The following is a 17,378-nucleotide window of genomic DNA, read 5'->3' as shown; positions in this document are numbered from 1 at the left end:
CATTCTCCTTTCTTCAATTCATCTATATTAAATTATAGCTTAAAACAGAAAAGGGAGGACTTTTGTATGCAGTCCTCCTGAGTACTATTGATTTTTTAAGGAATGGTATTGGGCAATATGATTATCTAATAATTGGCTGATTTGAACGGTTCTCTCGTTTGTAAGACCGTTAGTTAGACCGCAATGAATCATTTCTTTACGAAGAACCTCGATGGCAGCTTTTAATTCACTATATGTCAGTTCCTTCACTAGCATAATACCCACATCCAAATTTAGTAGTTTAATACATGTAATTACATTTATAACAATAAATATGGAAAGTAACTTTGGTTCAATTATATGGTAAATAAATGTGGTTTAGCAGTGAAACATCTCACAATTAGTGAACATTCTAGTACATTTTTCATATAAAGGTAGTATTATTTACACAGAAGAGAAGGCTGATTCAATTTTTAAATAATACTATTTTTGGCAGAATTGCTATCGTTTAAGTCTGAGTCTTGGATATATGAGATAGGGATGATCATCGGAACAAAATCTCCATTTTGTTCTCCATATCCTTGATTTCGTTTGTAAGAGATGAAATGGTCTATGAACTGTGTTGGGCCCGTGTTAAGAAGGGAGCCATGGTCCAATACGTTCACTTTTAACCCTCCAACATTCACTATCATCGGTGCAAAAATCATTTCGTTCACCCCTTCGAGTGCTGTAACCTTTAAATAATGCTGTTCTTAACTGAATTACTATCTGTAACATCAGGGTCAACTACCCAAGAAATTGGAATATAAACAGGAGAGAGGTCTCCATTTTGTTCTCCAACGCCCTGGTTTCGTTTATAAGTTTGAAACTGATCGATAAGCTGGTAGGGTCCTAGGTTAACAAAGGACCCATTATCTACAGTATTGACCTTAAATCCTAAAAAGGTAATCGCCATTGGTGCAATGTTCAATATAATCACTCCTATGCATAATTTCTGTTATATCCATGGTTGTAGATGCACAAGTTATTTATCATTTTTTACAGAAGGTGAGTCATTACAATCATCATCTAATATCATGTGGATGGGTATGGCTGTTAAAGAGTAGTCTGCACTTTGCTGGCCAAAACCTTGATTTTTTTTCCCGGCAACATAATTACCTATATGGAAGGTTGACCCTAATGAAATAGGACTTGTGTGATCAGCACTGTTTATCTTCAAATCACCAATGTTGATTTTTGTTGGGATAAAAAACATCCTTACCTCCTAAGGTTTTTTAGAAAGGCTTTGTTAAACTGCCTGTTGATTTCCGCTCCAGGCACTTCGCTTTCCGTGGGTGTTTCGGCGAGCCTCCTCGGCGCTTGCGCCTGCGGGGTCTCTCCTGAACCATACTCCCACAGGAGTCTTCGTGCCTTCCGCTCCAATCAACAGGGTGTAAAAATCAACACTGTTCTTTAACACATCCTTTAGAAAAGAAGATGACATATTATTTTTTAAATATATTCGTTGGAGGGGAGTAACAGAACGTGATAAAATTCCATAAAAAAAAGAAAGTGGGGGTAAACCACTTTCAAATGAAGGAAAACTTTTATGGGTTAATACAGCATATGTTCATGCTTGTACGTGCATGTAGTGAACATGTCCATTAGAAAAAAATTTTTTTAAAAAAGGGCGCTAACAAATCTCTTGAATAAGCTCAATCGTATTATTTTTGGGCGAATTGACCAACGATGAAACCTCGTATGACTCCATTAAACTCTCATTCAGTGGAACAAGGAATTGATTTAAAAAATGGGGGTCTGTAATCGATGTGTCCAGCCAGATTTTCTCATCCTCCGGTTTCAATATAACGGGCATTCGATCATGAATATCCTTCATTAGTTCATTTGGTTTTGTAGTAATGACCGAACAAGTATGGATCGTTTGACCACCTGGCGACTTCCAGCCTTCCCAAATTCCTGCCATTGCAAATAATTCATTTGACTTTAGTTTGATTCGCATCGGTGTTTTTGTTTTATCTTCGTTCCTTTTCCATTCATAAAAGCTATCAGCAATTACTAAACAGCGCTTTTTCTTAAAGGCATTTCGGAAGCTGGGCTTTTCATTTAAAGTCTCCGCGCGGGCGTTAATCATTTTATGTCCGAGAGTTGCATCCTTTGCCCACGGGGGAATCAAGCCCCATTTTAAAAACCCCATTCTGTTAGACTTTCCATCATTGATCACTGCAAGCACACCCTGAGAAGGTGCAATATTATAACTGGGGGAAAAATACTCTTCATCGAGAAAAGATTGAATTTCATAACGGTCCATAATTTCTTCCAAGGTAGCAGTAAGTGTAAATCGCCCACACATTTAGGTCACCTCAACGTTAAATTACGTTTATTGTAGCAAAATAATTAAAAAGGGTAAAATTAGTCCAATGATTGAAGAAAAAGGAGCCTCCATTATATTTGAAGGCTCCTAAATTACTTTTTTCAATGTGTTCTACGTGCAAAATCCACAAAGCGAAATTTATCAGGTCTATGTCTTGATTCTGTATATTGGAAAAGGGTTGCATCATCTAAATAAACATAGTTTTTGATAACAACGACATTATGAAAGCCATCTAAGTCTAAAAGGGTCCGGTCTTCGATAGTAGGCTCCACTACGACTATTTCCTTTTTTGCAAAGCTTATAGTTAGCTTTAATTCGTTTTCAATATACTGGTAGATCGAGTCGGAACAAATCTCTTCCGTTAAATGAGGGACAAACTTTTTACTTAAGAAATCCTTATCTAAAATAATCTTTTCCCCATTCATTTCCCTTGTACGTACGACCTTCCAGACCTGTTCTTTACTTCCTAATTGCAGCTGCTGTCTAATGAATCCATCGGGTTTCATTAACAAAAACTCATTAACAATTGTTTTTGGTTTGCTCCCCATTTTATTGGCAAGTTCTTTAAAACTGACCAAGCCTGAAACAGGAAAATCAAATTTGCTAATGTCTATGACAATCGAACCTTTACCTCTAACTTTTTGGATATATCCGTTTTGCGAGAGCAGGTTTAACGCTTTCCGAATAGTTTCCCTCGATGTATCATATTGGTCCTTTAATTCGTTTTCAGAGGGAAGAAGCGTCTGTGGGGGGATTTCCCCACTCTTAATTTGCTCCACAATATTGTTATAGATAGTTAGGTATTTGTTTGTCATAGTGACATCTCCGTTCATTTTTTCAAGTAGTACACAAGTGATTCATATGGTCTTAATCGGATTTCCCCGCCAAATTTCGCAGAATCCATGTAATTAGAGAGTAACATCTCACTTGTAAATTCATCAAGATTTAAATGAGAAGGGAGGTGGAATGTCTTTTCTTTTCCATAAAAATTATTAATCACCACTAATTTTTCAGATCCACTTGACCGGATATACGCAAATAACTCTTCATCTTTATCCAAAATGAGTTCAAAATCACCGTCTGTAATCACATCATATTGTTTTCTTAATTGGATTAGCTTTTGGTAGTGGAAGAAAATAGAGTCTGAATCGCTAATAGCTTGTTCAGCGTTAATTTCTTTGTAGTTTCTTGCCGTACCAATCCACGGTGTACCAGTAGTAAAGCCCGCGTGTTCACTAGCATTCCATTGTACAGGAGTTCTAGAATTATCTCGAGATTTTTGTTTTAGAATTTCAAGAATTTCTTGGTCTGTTAAGCCTTCCTGTTTCTTAATGTGATAAATATTTAAGGACTCGACATCACGATAGTCGTCAATCTTAGTAAAATTTGGATTCGTCATCCCAAATTCCTCCCCTTGATAAATATAAGGGGTTCCTTGCATCAAATGCAGGGCGGTTGCCAGCATTTTAGCAGATTCTTTATGATAGGTTTGGTCATTGCCGAAGCGTGAAACCACACGTGGCTGGTCATGATTACACCAGAAGAGGGCATTCCAACCGCCACCTTGATTCATTTGGACCTGCCATGTAGTTAGAATTTGCTTTAATGATTGAAAATCAAAATCTGCTTTTGTCCACTTATCTCCATTTGGATAATCAACCTTCAGATGATGGAAACTAAACGTCATATTTAATTCTTCCTGATCAGGATTCGTATAACGAATACTATTATCAATGGATGTAGAAGACATTTCGCCAACGGTCATAATATTGTATTTTGAAAAAACTTGCTCGTTCATTTCATGCAAAAATTCATGTATTCTTGGTCCATCTGTATAAAATTTACGGCCATCACTGTCATCTTGAGGGAAGTGTTGGTCTTTAGAAATTAAATTAATCACATCCAAGCGGAATCCATCGACACCTTTTTTTAACCAAAAGTGCATCATCTCATATAGTGCCTCGCGTAACTTTTGGTTTTCCCAATTGAGGTCTGCTTGTGTAACATCGAACAAATGAAGGTAGTACTGGTCAGTTGCTTGATCGTACTCCCATGCAGATCCACCAAATTTTGATTCCCAGTTCGTTGGCGGTTCACCGTTTTTACCATCTTTCCAAATATAGAAGTCACGGTACGGGTTATCCCTAGAGGACTTGGCTTGTTTAAACCACTCATGCTCAGTGGAGGTATGGTTGATTACGATGTCCATAATGATCTTAATATTCCGTTTATGAGCTTGTTCTAGGAGTCGATCAAAATCAGCCATTGTTCCGTATTCTTCATGAATGGAATAATAATCACTAATATCATAACCGTTATCACGTTGAGGGGATTGATATATAGGTGTTAACCAAAGAACATCGACCCCAAGTTCTTTTAAATAATCCAATTTTTCAATGATTCCTTGGATATCTCCAGTACCATTTCCGGTTGTATCATTAAAACTCTTTGGATAAATTTGATAAACGACTGCTTTTTTCCACCATGCTGTTGACATACTAAACACCTGCCTATTATTTTTGAAATTCTCTAATGTGGAAAAGGAGGGAGATGGTCTCCCTCCTATATGGAGTGTCATTTTATTTTTTTAGATTTAACTTTTTAATACCTGTTTTTGCAAAGATGTTAGTTAAAATGAATGGAACCACAATTGCAATCAACATACATACTGCAAACATAGCCATATATTTTGGCTGTATGGATAAGATTCCAGGAAGGCCACCGACACCAATTGAGTTAGCCATTACACCTGTTGCTACTGATACAACACCAGCAATCATGGAGCCGATCATGGCAGCTAAGAAGGGGAAGCCATATTTCAAGTTAATACCGAACATTGCTGGCTCAGTTACACCTAAGTAACAAGAAATTGCCGCTGGTATTGAAACCTGCTTTTCTTCTTCATTTTTACGGTTGATAAAAATCATTGCAAGAACTGCTGAACCTTGAGCAATGTTAGATAAAGCAATCATTGGCCATAGATTTGTACCACCAAGTTCACTCATCAATTGAAGATCAATTGCATTTGTCATATGGTGTAAGCCTGTAATAACAAGTGGAGCGTATGCAAAGCCAAAGATTGCGGCAAATAACCAGCCAAACGCAGAAGTTAAACTTGAGTAAACCACATGAGAGATACCAGAACCGATAGACCAGCCGATCGGACCTAAAATGGTGTGTGCGATTAATACTGTTGGAACTAATGCGAAAAACGGAACAACAATCATAGAGATTGAGTTTGGTACGATTTTACGTAATCTTGTTTCCAAGAACCCTAATACAATTCCAGCTAAAATCGCAGGGATTACTTGTGCTTGATAACCAATCATCTTAATATGAGCAAACCCAAAATCCCATGTTGGTATTTCCTTTGCACCTGCAACGCCATAAGCATTTAATAATTGAGGAGACACTAGGGTAATACCCAAAACGATACCCAAAATTTGCGAAGCGCCCATTTTCTTTGCCACTGACCATGTAATACCAACCGGTAAGAAGTGGAATATAGCTTCTCCGATTAACCATAGGAATGAGTGGACCCCAGCCCAAAATTGTGAAACTTCAATAATAGTTTTTGTTCCATCTTCGAGTAATTTAATGTCACCGATTACATTTCGGAAGCCAAGAATTAAACCTCCGACCACGAGTGCGGGAATTAATGGTGTGAAGATTTCAGCTAAGTGACCCATCATTCGCTGTAGCCAGTTCATATTTTGCTTGGCTGCTACTTTGGCTTCCTCTTTTGATGTGCCTTCTACATCGGCAATTTTGACAAAATCGTTGTAGAAACTCGAAACATCATTTCCGATAATGACTTGGAATTGTCCAGCTTGGGTAAATGTACCTTTTACAAGCTGGATGCCTTCGATTTTTTCAACATCAGCTTTTGATGGATCATTTAATACAAATCGCATGCGTGTTACACAATGGGTAACAGCTGCAATGTTTTCTTTTCCTCCAATGTGCTTTAATAAATCTTTTGAAGGCTCTGTGTACTTAGACATTTTCTCTTTCCCCCTGTAAATGGGATTGGCCCCATTATTATCTATTTAGTATCTGATATATATACAAGCAGTAATGAGTACGGTTACATAAGAGGTACTCCTCTTGTATATACAAGTTTTGAGTACGTTTTCATTCTAACTTGTATATACAGGTATGTCAACAGCGAAAGCTTAGAAATATTTTTCTTTGTAAATTCCCTATGAACACACACCAGTTTCTAAGAAATAAATGGTAATTTCGTAATATGTCTTTCGAATTACTTTTTGTCTTTACAGCATTAAACCGTTGAATGAATTTTGCGAAAATGGTACACTATAGATGTTTAAATTCTTCTGAGTTTAGACCTCCTAATTGTTGAGAACTTAGCCTAGACCACTAAGTTCTCGTTTGAACCTTTGAACAACAGTTCAAGGGTTCTTTTTTTACCAAAAAAAAGGTTGGAATATTCCAACCTCAACTTTCACATATAGAGTCCCGCTAAGAAAATTCCAAGTGTTTTTTGATATATCTCGTCAAATTGGGAAAGGGGGAGAGGGTTAATTCCTTTCCCAATCTCTATTGTAAATCCTGGCCTTCTCCAATCTTGGATAAACCAGTCTTTATAACCTGCATAGCTTTCAATCGTTTTTACAGGCTCATATCCACTGACTCTACTAAATTCAGTCACTATTGTCTCTGACTCAGGGGGTTCTTGATTTTCAAATCCCCAGTACATTACTTCACCTTGTGTATGGAATGCTAGCACTCGTGAAAAATCCCGCCTTTTTGTCAAATCTGCCATCGCAATGGCTTCAGGCTCAGAGAGGGGCTTTTCGCCACCATAATCCCTTGGTCCTGGCTGGTCTGGATTCCTTGCCTTTTCGAGCTCCCATCTAGCAGGGAATTGATCGTTAAGGTCAACACCTCTAATGTTGGCCTTCCATCCCGAAAAATCCGTACTGCCTTTATTGTAGTCGATGACTTTTGTATTCCATGGCTCGCTTGAAGGTGGACCATGTAAAACGAGATCGACACCATCTGGGTTTACCATTGGTACAATTGATAAAGTGCTCTGCTGGTAAAATTTACTGGTTGAAAGTCCACGAATGGCATTGTGATTTGTCAGTGATAATAGGTAATCATTAATAAAAGTCATAATGATGGGGGTAGTAATCCATTCATTTGCATGGAAAGATCCATTGTAGTGAACCCTTTTCCCACCAGTACCAATCACCATTTCAGGAATATTTTTCCCTAAAACTGTTTTTCCTATTGACGCTATCTGTAAAAATGGGTAAACACTTTGTAATCGGTTGATATCAGTGTTCAAGGTTTGATAGTCGTATCTTTGTCCGCCGTTCACTAATCTCCAGGTTATCCTTAATGGAACCTTAATTGTTTGCCCCACTTTTATGTTATTAGGATTTATGTTTGGGTTAATTAGTTGCAGGGTTTCTAGTGGGAGATTACGATTTTGAGCTATTTTCCATAAAGTATCACCCTGGCGTATTTGATATTCCTGAGCGACAAAACCTGGAATCCGGATCTTTTGTCCAATGGAAAGAGCATTTGGTTGCACGTCCCGATTGGAATCATAAATTAATTGCAAATCTATTTTAAATAACTGACTATAGTGCCATAAAGAATCCCCTTGTCTAACAATGATATCCATGAAAGCACCTCCAGATGAAATTAGACATATTAGTAAAATTTATGCTTTAGAGGATAAAATATTAGGCTTTTATGGTGATTGGCACCAAATGGATCTATCCATTACATGGTAAAATTGTATTGGGTAATTGATATTGTCTTTTGCTTATTCTAGGAATCTGCTTTTCCATTCTGGTAATGGCAGTAGGCAGTGATCTTTTTTTCCAAACCATTTATAACGATTTTTGGCAATCCATTCATAAAGTCGGTCTCTAATAAAAGGAGGGACTACCAGGAAAACGGATAGCATTTTCCAAAGACCATTCAAATGGGTACAAACTCGTAAAGCGGCAGTGGATTTTACAAATATTCTTTTATCTTCAATTAAAACAAAGCTGTCTATATCGGTTGTTAATCCGTACGTTTTTAAGAGATTTTGACCAGTTTTGCTTTGAAGGGAGGCAAATTTAAAGGTTCCAGCCGAATCTCTTTTGATTATAAATTGTACGCTTTTATTGCAAAGATTGCAGACACCGTCGAATAATATTATTCGTTCCATGGAGTTCACCAACTATTTTCATTTTTATTAGCTTAACATATGAAAGGAATAAATATAATTTGCTTTAAAAGGTCGGTTATTAAAAAACAGAATGATTTTTCGAACATAATGTAAAAACTCGAAACCTACAACTTAGATTTTTCGTCTTAATATGTATTAGATAGTATGTAGGGAATGATACTCAGGCGGAAACTTAAAGGGGATATAAATATGTGGAAAAACGAATTAAGTGAATTATTAAATGTTAACTATCCAATCATTCAAGCTCCAATGGCTGGGGGAATAACATCGTCGGAGCTTGTATCAGCTGTCTCGAATGCAGGGGGTCTTGGAATGGTAGGGGCTGGGTATATGAGTCCTGAGCAGCTACAGAAACAAATTAAGGCTATTCGGAAATTAACCGATAAACCTTTTGGGGTAAATTTATTTGTTCCTTCAACCTATTCAACTGATGTTGATAAACTGGAAAGAGCCATGGCTCTTTTACAGCCTATAAAGGATCAATACGATATTGCCGATCAACACACACTTCCTACATTTGATCAAGACTGCAAGACTTTTCAGGAACATATAAATATAATCATTGAAGAAAAAGTACCCATTTGTTCTTTTACCTTTGGCTTGCCTACACAGGAAGTAATCAAAAAACTTAAGCAATATTCAGTAATACTAATTGGCACAGCAACAACGGTACAAGAGGCAATAATCAATGAACAGGCCGGCATGGATGCCGTTGTTGTCCAAGGTGCGGAAGCAGGCGGGCACCGTGGAACATTCCAACATGAAGATAAAAGTGGCTTAGTCGGACTGATGTCGCTTATTCCACAAACCGCGGATTCTATTCGTATTCCATTAATCGCAGCTGGGGGAATAATGGATGGGAGGGGAATCAGCGCGGCCAAAATACTTGGAGCGTCAGGTGTCCAGATGGGGACTGCCTTTCTAGTATGTGAAGAAAGCGGCGCACATCCCCTTCATAAGGAAGCTATATTAATGGCAACAGAAGAACAAACTGTACTAACAAAAGCATTTTCAGGGAAACTGGCTAGAGGTATAAACAACAGTTTTATAGAAATGTTGAACCCATATGAAGATGAACTTCCTGACTATCCCATACAAAATGAATTATCGAAGGCAATACGAAAAGCCTCTTCGTCCATGGGTAAAAAGGATTGTATGTCACTATGGTCAGGCCAGAGTCCACGTTTAGCAAAGAGAATTACTGTTCAGGAACTTATGGAAAGGTTAAAACTGGAAATGGATAGGTAGTGTAAAAGAAAAATTAATAACAAATATCATTTGGTATCCAGTATTCAGTTGGAAAATTTATGTATTCAAACTGTTTTTATGATATTATGAAAATAGTTCGACAAAATATTTATTTAGTAATCTCGTGATTAAAGTGAGCAATTTATTTAAGGGGAGGGACTCGCATGAAAAAAAGTATACAAAAAGCTCCCTACCTATTATTTTTATTAGTATTTCCAGCTTTGGCCATTGTTTATAGTTTTTTAAATAACCGTTCACATAAAGCCTTTGATATTTCTACATCAGTGGATCAAGTGATCCCATTTTTGCCGTTTTTTATTATTCCGTATATTTTTTGGTATGTATATATATTTATGTTTTTAGTCTACTTTTGGTATAAGGATACGAAGGTATATTTAAGAACAGTGCTTTTGATTGTGGTTGCCGAGTTGATTTGCTTTGTTATTTATTTCTTTTTTCAAACCACTGTTTCAAGGCCAATAATACAAGGAGATACCTTTCTTCAAGTGCTTGTGCAGTGGATATATGAAAACGATCGGCCATATAATTGTTTTCCGAGCATACACGTACTTACAACGTTTGCCGTTATGCTTGCCTCACTTCACATAAAAAACAAGCATTTAATTACTAATTTATGTATTCATGTTTCAGGGTCATTAATTATTATTTCCACTCTTTTTGTTAAACAACATGTCATTCTTGATATGGTGGGTTCGATGTTTCTGGTTACATTCCTTTATGGAATTACATTTGAACTGTTAATCTTTCGTTTGGGCGAAAAGTCTGAGCCAATTTCATTAAAAAATAAATAGTTCCGTATAAAAAGAGTGTGCATAGACACTCTTTTTGTTTTGTAAAGCTTGTTTATAATTCAACCACAAGACGGTGTTTTAAGTCATATGGACTGTTTTTATATGTTGCATATTTACAAAAACAGGGTCTTCTTTTGCACTGATTAATTCTACGAAATTATTTTTAATTCCTTGAACTTTTCCAATTACATTCTCATTTTCTCCAATATTGAAGACAATTAAATCGCCAACACATTTCTCTATTTGGACTTCGAATGATCGTGCAAATGTATGGCCACTTGGATTGACTGGAAGACTTGAATTACTAAGGCCATATGGCCGTTGGTTACTGGTATAAGGGATTAACCATTTAAGATGGTGAAGGGAGATAAACATCGTTTTATAAATAGGGGAATAAAATACAAAGTAATTATTCATGATACTAATTATATACCCATGTAATGCTTGTTTACTTGTTACATAGATTTCTGTAAATATTCCCTTTGCAGCTGTTAGTGTTTTTCTCAAGGATATCTCTTCGTTGTGGTTGTAAATTGGTGTAGGCTCATCATTAAAACTAATTTCAGCTATTTCATCATGTTTTAAGAATTGCCAGTTTTGTATATGAATTATAGGGATATATAGATAGTCATTACCATTAAAAACAACCCATAAATCACTACCAATATCTACTAATAAACCACTGATCATTTTCTTTCCGGAAATCTCTAGTTTGATATATTTTCCTATCTTATCTTTCGAGTTCATTTACTCACTTCCTTTCCTTAGATGTTCCATTTACAAATAGAGAAGGGCTGAAGCAGCAAAGGGATATTTTAAAATTCATTTATGAGATCTGCCCAGCTCGTATTTGTAATAGGATTTGAGGTTGCACAAAAAGAAATTTTTTACCGAACAATCAACGTATACTATGTCCATTGCATGTGAGTGTCAGTAATTATAATCTAAAAGTTCTTTTGCTTCTATTTGGCCATCCGGCAAACGGGAAAGCTTTTATTTCATCACGACGGACAGGTTCACCTGTAAAGCGGAAAGCATGTGTTTCTTTATCTTTTTGTTTCCACACACTCTTCGTATCGTTTGTATTCATTTCATGTGTAGTATTTTCCACCTTATGATTGGAAGCATTCTGAGACTTGCTTGGTTTTGGTGTATGTTGAGCAACTTCCTGTGTTTTGGTTGTTATTATTTCCTTCTTTGCCATTGGTAATAGCGGTGCAGGTTTAGGTTCCAATTTAAAGAGAGGGGCTACTTCTTTTTCATGTTTCTTCTCTTTGGAAGGCTCATCAATATTGGATTTATTTGACTTAGGTTCTTCGTTCTTTTTGTCATTATGAGCCATTTCAATTTGTGGTTTCTTTGTTTCCGCAACCACTTTTGGTGTTGTTTCTTCAGAATGAGTTTTTTTATTCTTGTGAGGTACTTCTTTGATTTGATTAACAACTGTTTCACATTTTATTGGTTGTGACCAAACCATCTTTTCTTCTGTTTCCACTTCGACCGGTTTCTTTTCAGATGCTTTAGCTTTCTTTTCAGAACTTTTGTTCGATGATGATTTTGTCTTTTGTTTAGATTTTTCTTCTGTTTCCTTAGATGAATGACAGTCTTTATCTTCATCTTCTTTCTTATTGTCGTCACTATTGTTGGATTTATCGCTGCTATTTTTGCTCTCTTTTGCATCTTCCTGTTTGGACTCTTCTTCTTTAAGAACGCCTTTTAAAATATTTGATACATGCTCTACCTTGATTAGAATCCGCTCTTCTCCGTTAATCACAGTAACGAAATCTTCATCAATGTCACTTAAGACTCCAGTAAATTTTTGTTTGTTGAAAGCTAGTATGGTTACCCAGGTATTTTGGAAGGAATTAAGGAGTTCTTTTAAACTTTGAGTTTTTTGGAAGTTTACTGAAGATATATCAGGTTGGAATTGTTTTGTGTTTTTTGTGATAGCTTGAATTTTTTCGATATTATAATAAAAGATATATTTTTTTTCGGTTTCAAGTACAACATGGTCTTTTTCAACGCCGATTAATTTTCCTTTATATACATTCTCACCTACATAAAGATTTACATTAAATCCCTTTAGCAAATCCAATGCAGCTGAAAACTTATCTAACCCCATGAAAAAATCCTCCTTTAGATAGTATTGGTCGCTTCTCTTGTGGAGAAGCGACAAATGTGTTATTCGTTATCCTCGTGATCTCCTTGATCTTCGTTCTTATTCTTATCGTTGTCACTATCTGATTTGCCAGAGTCATCTTTTTTTCTTTCAACCATTAAGCCGTAGCTAATGTTTCGGATATGTTTCATGGAGAAACGTACCACTTCTTCTTTAACAATTAGTGAAGCAAAGTGTTTGTTGGCGTCACTTAGTACACCTTCTAATGATTCAGAGCCGCCACGATTGATTTTTACCCATTGGAATCTGATACTTTCTAAAAGTTTATGAAAGTTTTCAGCAGTTTTATAATCTAATTTGTCAGGGATATCTATTCCTAGTTTCATGTCGTCTTTTGAGCTTTCTGTCACACTTCTAACATGATTAGTCTTATAGTAAACAACACCATCATTTTCTGTTAAAAGGACAAAATAGTCTTCAAAAACGGCAAGTAATTTCCCTTTTCTTGATTCTGGACCTCCCCGGTCAACCCTAATTGTTTTACCTACAAATAAATTCATTAATTCTCTATCCATAAAAGTTATATCCTCCTTTTATTAAATAAACATTTACACTGCATCTATATGTATCACGGGGTGATGTTGTACTAATAAAGTAGCCTTTTTTTCATAGTCCCACTAAAAAATAGGCAAAAAAAGGTATATGATACATGACCATATACCTAAAAGTTATATAAGAGTTGATAATTTTTTCTTTAGATACGTACCTCTTTTATTAATAAAATTAAAAAATACAAGTTTTTCTTTCTCGAAGGTTTCAATTGTAGAAGTTAAATAGGGATCTTGATGGAGATTTGCCGTTATTTCTTCAAAAAGACTATTAATAATGGGCTTCTGTACTGAAAGTGAAAAATCATTTTCTAAAATATTTGTAAGTATTTCTTGATATTTTCGTTTGAAATTTGAAAAATGGAGCAATCGACCAGTGAGTGTATTATATCCAGTTATAGGCACATAGTCATAGTCAAGCAGCTTACCATGGAGGTTTCTTCCCCATGTACCATCATAATCCCAAGGTGTTATTTCATATAGCTTTGTCTCACTATTTTTATATAAAGCATAATTATGAATAAATCCGTCATAATTTTGTGTACAAACAGCCCCTGCAACCCATTTTAAATATTTATCAACGTCAAGGAAATGATGAATTTCTTTCTCAAAATCCTCATTTTTATAGGTATTAATCTTGGCTATAAAGCGTCCTAATTCCTCTAAATCCTCTTTTTTCCCATATTTTATTGTGTACCCTTGGTCTAAACGAGTTTTTAGTTCATTTTTTTTAGTTAAAAGTGAAAAATTTGCTCGGTTATTCGTTGCATAGATAATCGAACCTTCCGGTAAATTCCTTTTTTTAAGAAGAAATTGATCAAAAGATTCTATTTCCAAATATATACCTTTACAAAATCCGTTTATATAAAGAAGAACATGCTTAGAGTGGGGAGAAATAACCCCAATACGATCAAAAAAATCTAGTGAAAGTTTGTTTCTTGACAAGGAAATATCAGAATACTCAGCATTAAGATGTATTTCATGAGCTCCATTAAAGGTGTTGGGCTTTTGAAAAACAATCCGATAAGATCTCTTTTTCTTATCTCTTATCACGTTTCCTCTATAGGAGAGCTTTATGTTTAGGCGATTATTCCCTATCTTTAAAACTGCTGGTACTAATTCATCCTCCCATATATCCTTTTCTAATTTCCTTAACCACTTTGGATTAATAAAAATTTCATATTTTAACACGTAAATACCCCTTAACAGTATTTTTTTTAGTTATATGTGTAAGGCGTTGTGGATGTGTATAATCCCAAAAATATTAAGGGTCTAAAAAATATATGTTTGTCTATGGCAAATGCGCTAAATTTTCATAAATTGGAATAGAAAATATAAATTTTTTAGAAAGTGGTGGAAAAATGGTTTTAAAGCTTGATATTGAGCAGTTACTTTCAGAAGCTAAGGAAAACGGGCTAGATGGGTTTTTAGATAATAATCCAGTAGGTAAAAAAGGAGATAAGTCCGGTTCTGGTAGCGCAGGTAATAGTGGAACACATGGAAGCAGCGGTAGCCATGGAGGTAGTGGAAGCCATGGAGGTAGCGGAAGCCATGGAGGTAGCGGAAGCCATGGTGGCAGTGGCAGTCATGGAGGTAGTGGCAGCGGAGGCCAAGGCGGAACACAAGGTAGCGGTTCAGGCGGTAGTCATGGTGGAAGTAATGGAAGCAAAGGTAAAAAAGGTCCGAAAGGTAAAAAAGGAAATAGCAGTCAAGGAGGCAGTGGCTCAGGCGGAAGCGGAGGCAGTGGTTCAGGCGGAAGCGGAAGCAGTGGCTCAAGCGGAAGCGGAGGCAGCCAAGGAGGCAGTGGCTCATGTGGAAGCGGAGGCAGCCAAGGAGGCAGTGGCTCAAGCGGAAGCGGAGGCAGCCAAGGAGGCAGTGGCTCATGTGGAAGCGGAGGCAGCCAAGGAGGCAGTGGCTCATGTGGAAGCGGAGGCAGCCAAGGAGGTACTGGAAGCCACGGCAAAAAAGGCAAAAAAGGGCCAAAGGGCAAAAAAGGGCATGGTAGTAGCGGAAGCCATGGCAATAATGGAAGCCACGGCAATAGCGGAAGCCAGGGTAGTAGCGGAAGCCATGGCAATAGCGGAAGCCAGGGTAGTAGTGGAAGCCATGGCAGTAGTGGAAGTCAAGGTAGCAGTGGAAGCCAAGGAAGCAGTGGAAGTCAAGGAAGCTGTGGAAGTAACGGAAGCAGCGGAAGTAACGGAAGCAGCGGAAGTAACGGAAGCAGCGGAAGTAACGGAAGCCACGGCAGCAGCGGTAGTCATGGAAGCAATGGAAGCCACGGCAAAAAAGGTAAAAAAGGTAAAAAAGGCAAAAAGGGTCCAAAGGGTAAAAAGGGTCCTAAAGGTAAAAAATAGTCACGCATTAACAAATTTGACCGATACTCAAAAAGTATCGGTTTATTTTTTTGTAACAACCTGTACATAAACCTAGTAAATAGCATTAGTGATATTCGTCTACCCCAAAATTAATAGGTATAAATCTATTAAGCATTTTAAAAAAATATTTAGATTTTCGCTGATTTGTTCATTTACGAGATATTCGTTTAGAACAAGCCTTTCTATACTTACGTACTATACAGCAAGGACAAGAGTTATTATATAAACGGAAAATAAGGAAGGAAACTTATAGAAGGGAGTAAATTAAATTTTATGTATCAACTTTCGACGGTGATTATCACCATTTTAGCTTTCGTGCTGACGATGGTTCTGATCTTTATCCGTCCCAAAAATATGAATGAGGCCATCCCAGCAACCATAGGGGCTGTTTTGGTATTCCTAAGCGGAAGTGTATCTGTAGGGGATTTATTTGACATCAGCTCCAAGGTGACAGGTGCAGCCATCACCATAATAGCCACTATTGTAATGGCAATCGTACTAGAAAGCTTCGGTTTTTTTAGTTGGACCGCTGCCCTAATGTTAAAAGTATCAAAAGGGTCGGGTGTACGACTATTCTGGAATACGTTATTACTTTGCTTTTTAATGACCCTGTTTTTTAATAACGATGGAAGTATCTTGATAACGACACCGATCCTCATCCTTATATTAAATAATCTTAAGCTAAAAACCCGACAAAAAATACCTTTCCTATTAAGCGGAGCACTCATTGCAACTGCCTCTAGTGCACCAATTGGCGTTAGTAATATTGTTAATCTAATTGCCTTGAAAATTATCGGAATGGATCTTTATCTTCAAACAGAAATGATGTTTATCCCTGGGGTACTCGGACTGTTGTTTCTATCTTACTTGCTGTTTCTCGTATTTAAAAAGGACATTCCAAAAGAGATCCGTTTCCATTCCTACACCATTCCACTTCAGAAAAACCGTCTCTATCATCCACTGCAAAAAAACGCAGATAGCCTATTTGAACAACAAAAGAAACTCATGATTAATATGCTTATTTTCGTTTTTATTGTTAGAATCAGTCTATTTATCGCCTCATTTATTGGGATCTCTGTAACTTTAGTAGCTGTGCTAGGTTCTATAATTTTATTAATTTGGAGATGGATTCACCTAAAAGTAAATCCAAAGGACGTGTTAGGAAAAATTCCATGGCACATTTTAATATTCGCCTTTAGTATGTATGTCATCATATTTGGATTGCACAATATTGGTTTAACCAACTTTCTAATTGGACATCTTCAAACACTAGTCAATGATAGTTTACTGCACGCCAGTATAACGATGGGGGCTATCACAGCTTTACTATCAAATATCTTTAATAACCATCCTGCTTTAATGATTTCAACACTGGCATTAACGGACATGGGACTAGACCCGCTGATTATGAAAACTGTCTACCTGGCGAACATTATTGGTAGTGATATAGGCTCATTAATCCTACCGATTGGAACACTTGCTACATTAATCTGGATGCATATATTGAGGAAAAATAAAATTCATATAAGTTGGCTCGATTATATGAAAGTCACAATCATTGTAATTCCACCAACGTTGATATTTACTTTAATCAGCTTGTACCTATGGCTCTTACTTGTTTTCGTCAACTAATAGATTAAAATCCCCAAGTC

At 36.7% G+C, this 17,378-nt stretch carries 18 protein-coding genes; 4 read left to right on the top strand and 14 right to left on the bottom strand.

The features are described from left to right. Nucleotides 1-84 precede the first annotated feature (84 nt). From QFZ87_RS15135 to QFZ87_RS15090, 10 genes are all read right to left on the bottom strand, one after another. The gene (locus QFZ87_RS15135) at nt 85-255 is read right to left on the bottom strand and encodes a Spo0E family sporulation regulatory protein-aspartic acid phosphatase (RefSeq protein ID WP_309862803.1); all 171 of its coding nucleotides are present in this window, start codon (nt 253-255) and stop codon (nt 85-87) included. 197 nt (nt 256-452) lie between these two features. Then, a complete protein-coding gene (locus tag QFZ87_RS15130; protein ID WP_309862800.1) occupies nt 453-686 on the bottom strand; it encodes a hypothetical protein in 234 nt (77 codons plus the stop codon). Between the two features lie 29 nt (nt 687-715). Further along, nucleotides 716-934 carry a hypothetical protein gene (locus tag QFZ87_RS15125; RefSeq protein WP_308084178.1) on the bottom strand — a complete coding sequence of 73 codons (219 nt, stop codon included), beginning with the start codon at nt 932-934 and terminating at the stop codon, nt 716-718. A gap of 69 nt (nt 935-1,003) precedes the next feature. Continuing rightward, nucleotides 1,004-1,234, bottom strand: a complete 231-nt coding sequence (locus QFZ87_RS15120) for a hypothetical protein (RefSeq protein ID WP_309862797.1) — start codon at nt 1,232-1,234, stop codon at nt 1,004-1,006. Between the two features lie 417 nt (nt 1,235-1,651). Then, entirely contained in the window at nt 1,652-2,329 is a 678-nt protein-coding gene (locus QFZ87_RS15115) for an SOS response-associated peptidase (RefSeq protein ID WP_309862794.1), read from the bottom strand. 122 nt (nt 2,330-2,451) lie between these two features. Next, nucleotides 2,452-3,165, bottom strand: coding sequence for a trehalose operon repressor (gene treR / locus QFZ87_RS15110; RefSeq protein ID WP_309862791.1), 714 nt, complete (start codon nt 3,163-3,165; stop codon nt 2,452-2,454). A 14-nt stretch (nt 3,166-3,179) separates the two neighbouring features. Continuing rightward, nucleotides 3,180-4,847, bottom strand: a complete 1,668-nt coding sequence (gene treC, locus QFZ87_RS15105) for an alpha,alpha-phosphotrehalase (RefSeq protein WP_309862789.1) — start codon at nt 4,845-4,847, stop codon at nt 3,180-3,182. 82 nt (nt 4,848-4,929) lie between these two features. Next, nucleotides 4,930-6,354, bottom strand: a complete 1,425-nt coding sequence (gene treP / locus QFZ87_RS15100; RefSeq protein WP_309862787.1) for a PTS system trehalose-specific EIIBC component — start codon at nt 6,352-6,354, stop codon at nt 4,930-4,932. Nucleotides 6,355-6,815: 461 nt separating this feature from the next. Next, nucleotides 6,816-8,006: a M14 family zinc carboxypeptidase gene (locus tag QFZ87_RS15095; protein WP_309862784.1), complete on the bottom strand. Its 1,191-nt coding sequence runs from the start codon at nt 8,004-8,006 to the stop codon at nt 6,816-6,818. A gap of 144 nt (nt 8,007-8,150) precedes the next feature. Continuing rightward, nucleotides 8,151-8,543: a thiol-disulfide oxidoreductase DCC family protein gene (locus tag QFZ87_RS15090; protein WP_309862782.1), complete on the bottom strand. Its 393-nt coding sequence runs from the start codon at nt 8,541-8,543 to the stop codon at nt 8,151-8,153. 210 nt (nt 8,544-8,753) lie between these two features. Between QFZ87_RS15090 and QFZ87_RS15085 the strand changes: the two genes are divergently transcribed. After that, nucleotides 8,754-9,812, top strand: a complete 1,059-nt coding sequence (locus QFZ87_RS15085) for an NAD(P)H-dependent flavin oxidoreductase (RefSeq protein ID WP_309862780.1) — start codon at nt 8,754-8,756, stop codon at nt 9,810-9,812. Nucleotides 9,813-9,976: 164 nt separating this feature from the next. Further along, nucleotides 9,977-10,624, top strand: a complete 648-nt coding sequence (locus tag QFZ87_RS15080; protein ID WP_309862775.1) for a phosphatase PAP2 family protein — start codon at nt 9,977-9,979, stop codon at nt 10,622-10,624. A gap of 78 nt (nt 10,625-10,702) precedes the next feature. On the opposite strand, the gene QFZ87_RS15075 is transcribed toward QFZ87_RS15080, so the two are convergent. From QFZ87_RS15075 to QFZ87_RS15060, 4 genes are all read right to left on the bottom strand, one after another. Next, nucleotides 10,703-11,371, bottom strand: a complete 669-nt coding sequence (locus QFZ87_RS15075; RefSeq protein ID WP_309862771.1) for a DUF2642 domain-containing protein — start codon at nt 11,369-11,371, stop codon at nt 10,703-10,705. 190 nt (nt 11,372-11,561) lie between these two features. Beyond that, nucleotides 11,562-12,713, bottom strand: a complete 1,152-nt coding sequence (locus tag QFZ87_RS15070; RefSeq protein WP_309862769.1) for a hypothetical protein — start codon at nt 12,711-12,713, stop codon at nt 11,562-11,564. 92 nt (nt 12,714-12,805) lie between these two features. After that, entirely contained in the window at nt 12,806-13,318 is a 513-nt protein-coding gene (locus QFZ87_RS15065; protein WP_309862768.1) for an LOTUS domain-containing protein, read from the bottom strand. Between the two features lie 153 nt (nt 13,319-13,471). Beyond that, nucleotides 13,472-14,542, bottom strand: a complete 1,071-nt coding sequence (locus QFZ87_RS15060; protein WP_309862765.1) for a CotH kinase family protein — start codon at nt 14,540-14,542, stop codon at nt 13,472-13,474. A gap of 297 nt (nt 14,543-14,839) precedes the next feature. Between QFZ87_RS15060 and QFZ87_RS15055 the strand changes: the two genes are divergently transcribed. Together QFZ87_RS15055 and QFZ87_RS15050 are read left to right on the top strand one after the other, a co-directional pair. After that, nucleotides 14,840-15,775 carry a hypothetical protein gene (locus tag QFZ87_RS15055; RefSeq protein ID WP_309862763.1) on the top strand — a complete coding sequence of 312 codons (936 nt, stop codon included), beginning with the start codon at nt 14,840-14,842 and terminating at the stop codon, nt 15,773-15,775. A 224-nt stretch (nt 15,776-15,999) separates the two neighbouring features. Beyond that, nucleotides 16,000-17,358, top strand: a complete 1,359-nt coding sequence (locus QFZ87_RS15050; RefSeq protein WP_309862761.1) for an arsenic transporter — start codon at nt 16,000-16,002, stop codon at nt 17,356-17,358. Nucleotides 17,359-17,378 lie beyond the last annotated feature (20 nt).

Source organism: Bacillus sp. SLBN-46, from assembly GCF_031453555.1.
In the GTDB taxonomy this organism is placed as follows: domain Bacteria; phylum Bacillota; class Bacilli; order Bacillales; family Cytobacillaceae; genus Neobacillus.
Note: the sequence above shows the minus strand (reverse complement) of the source record. Positions and strands in the feature narration are given on the sequence as shown.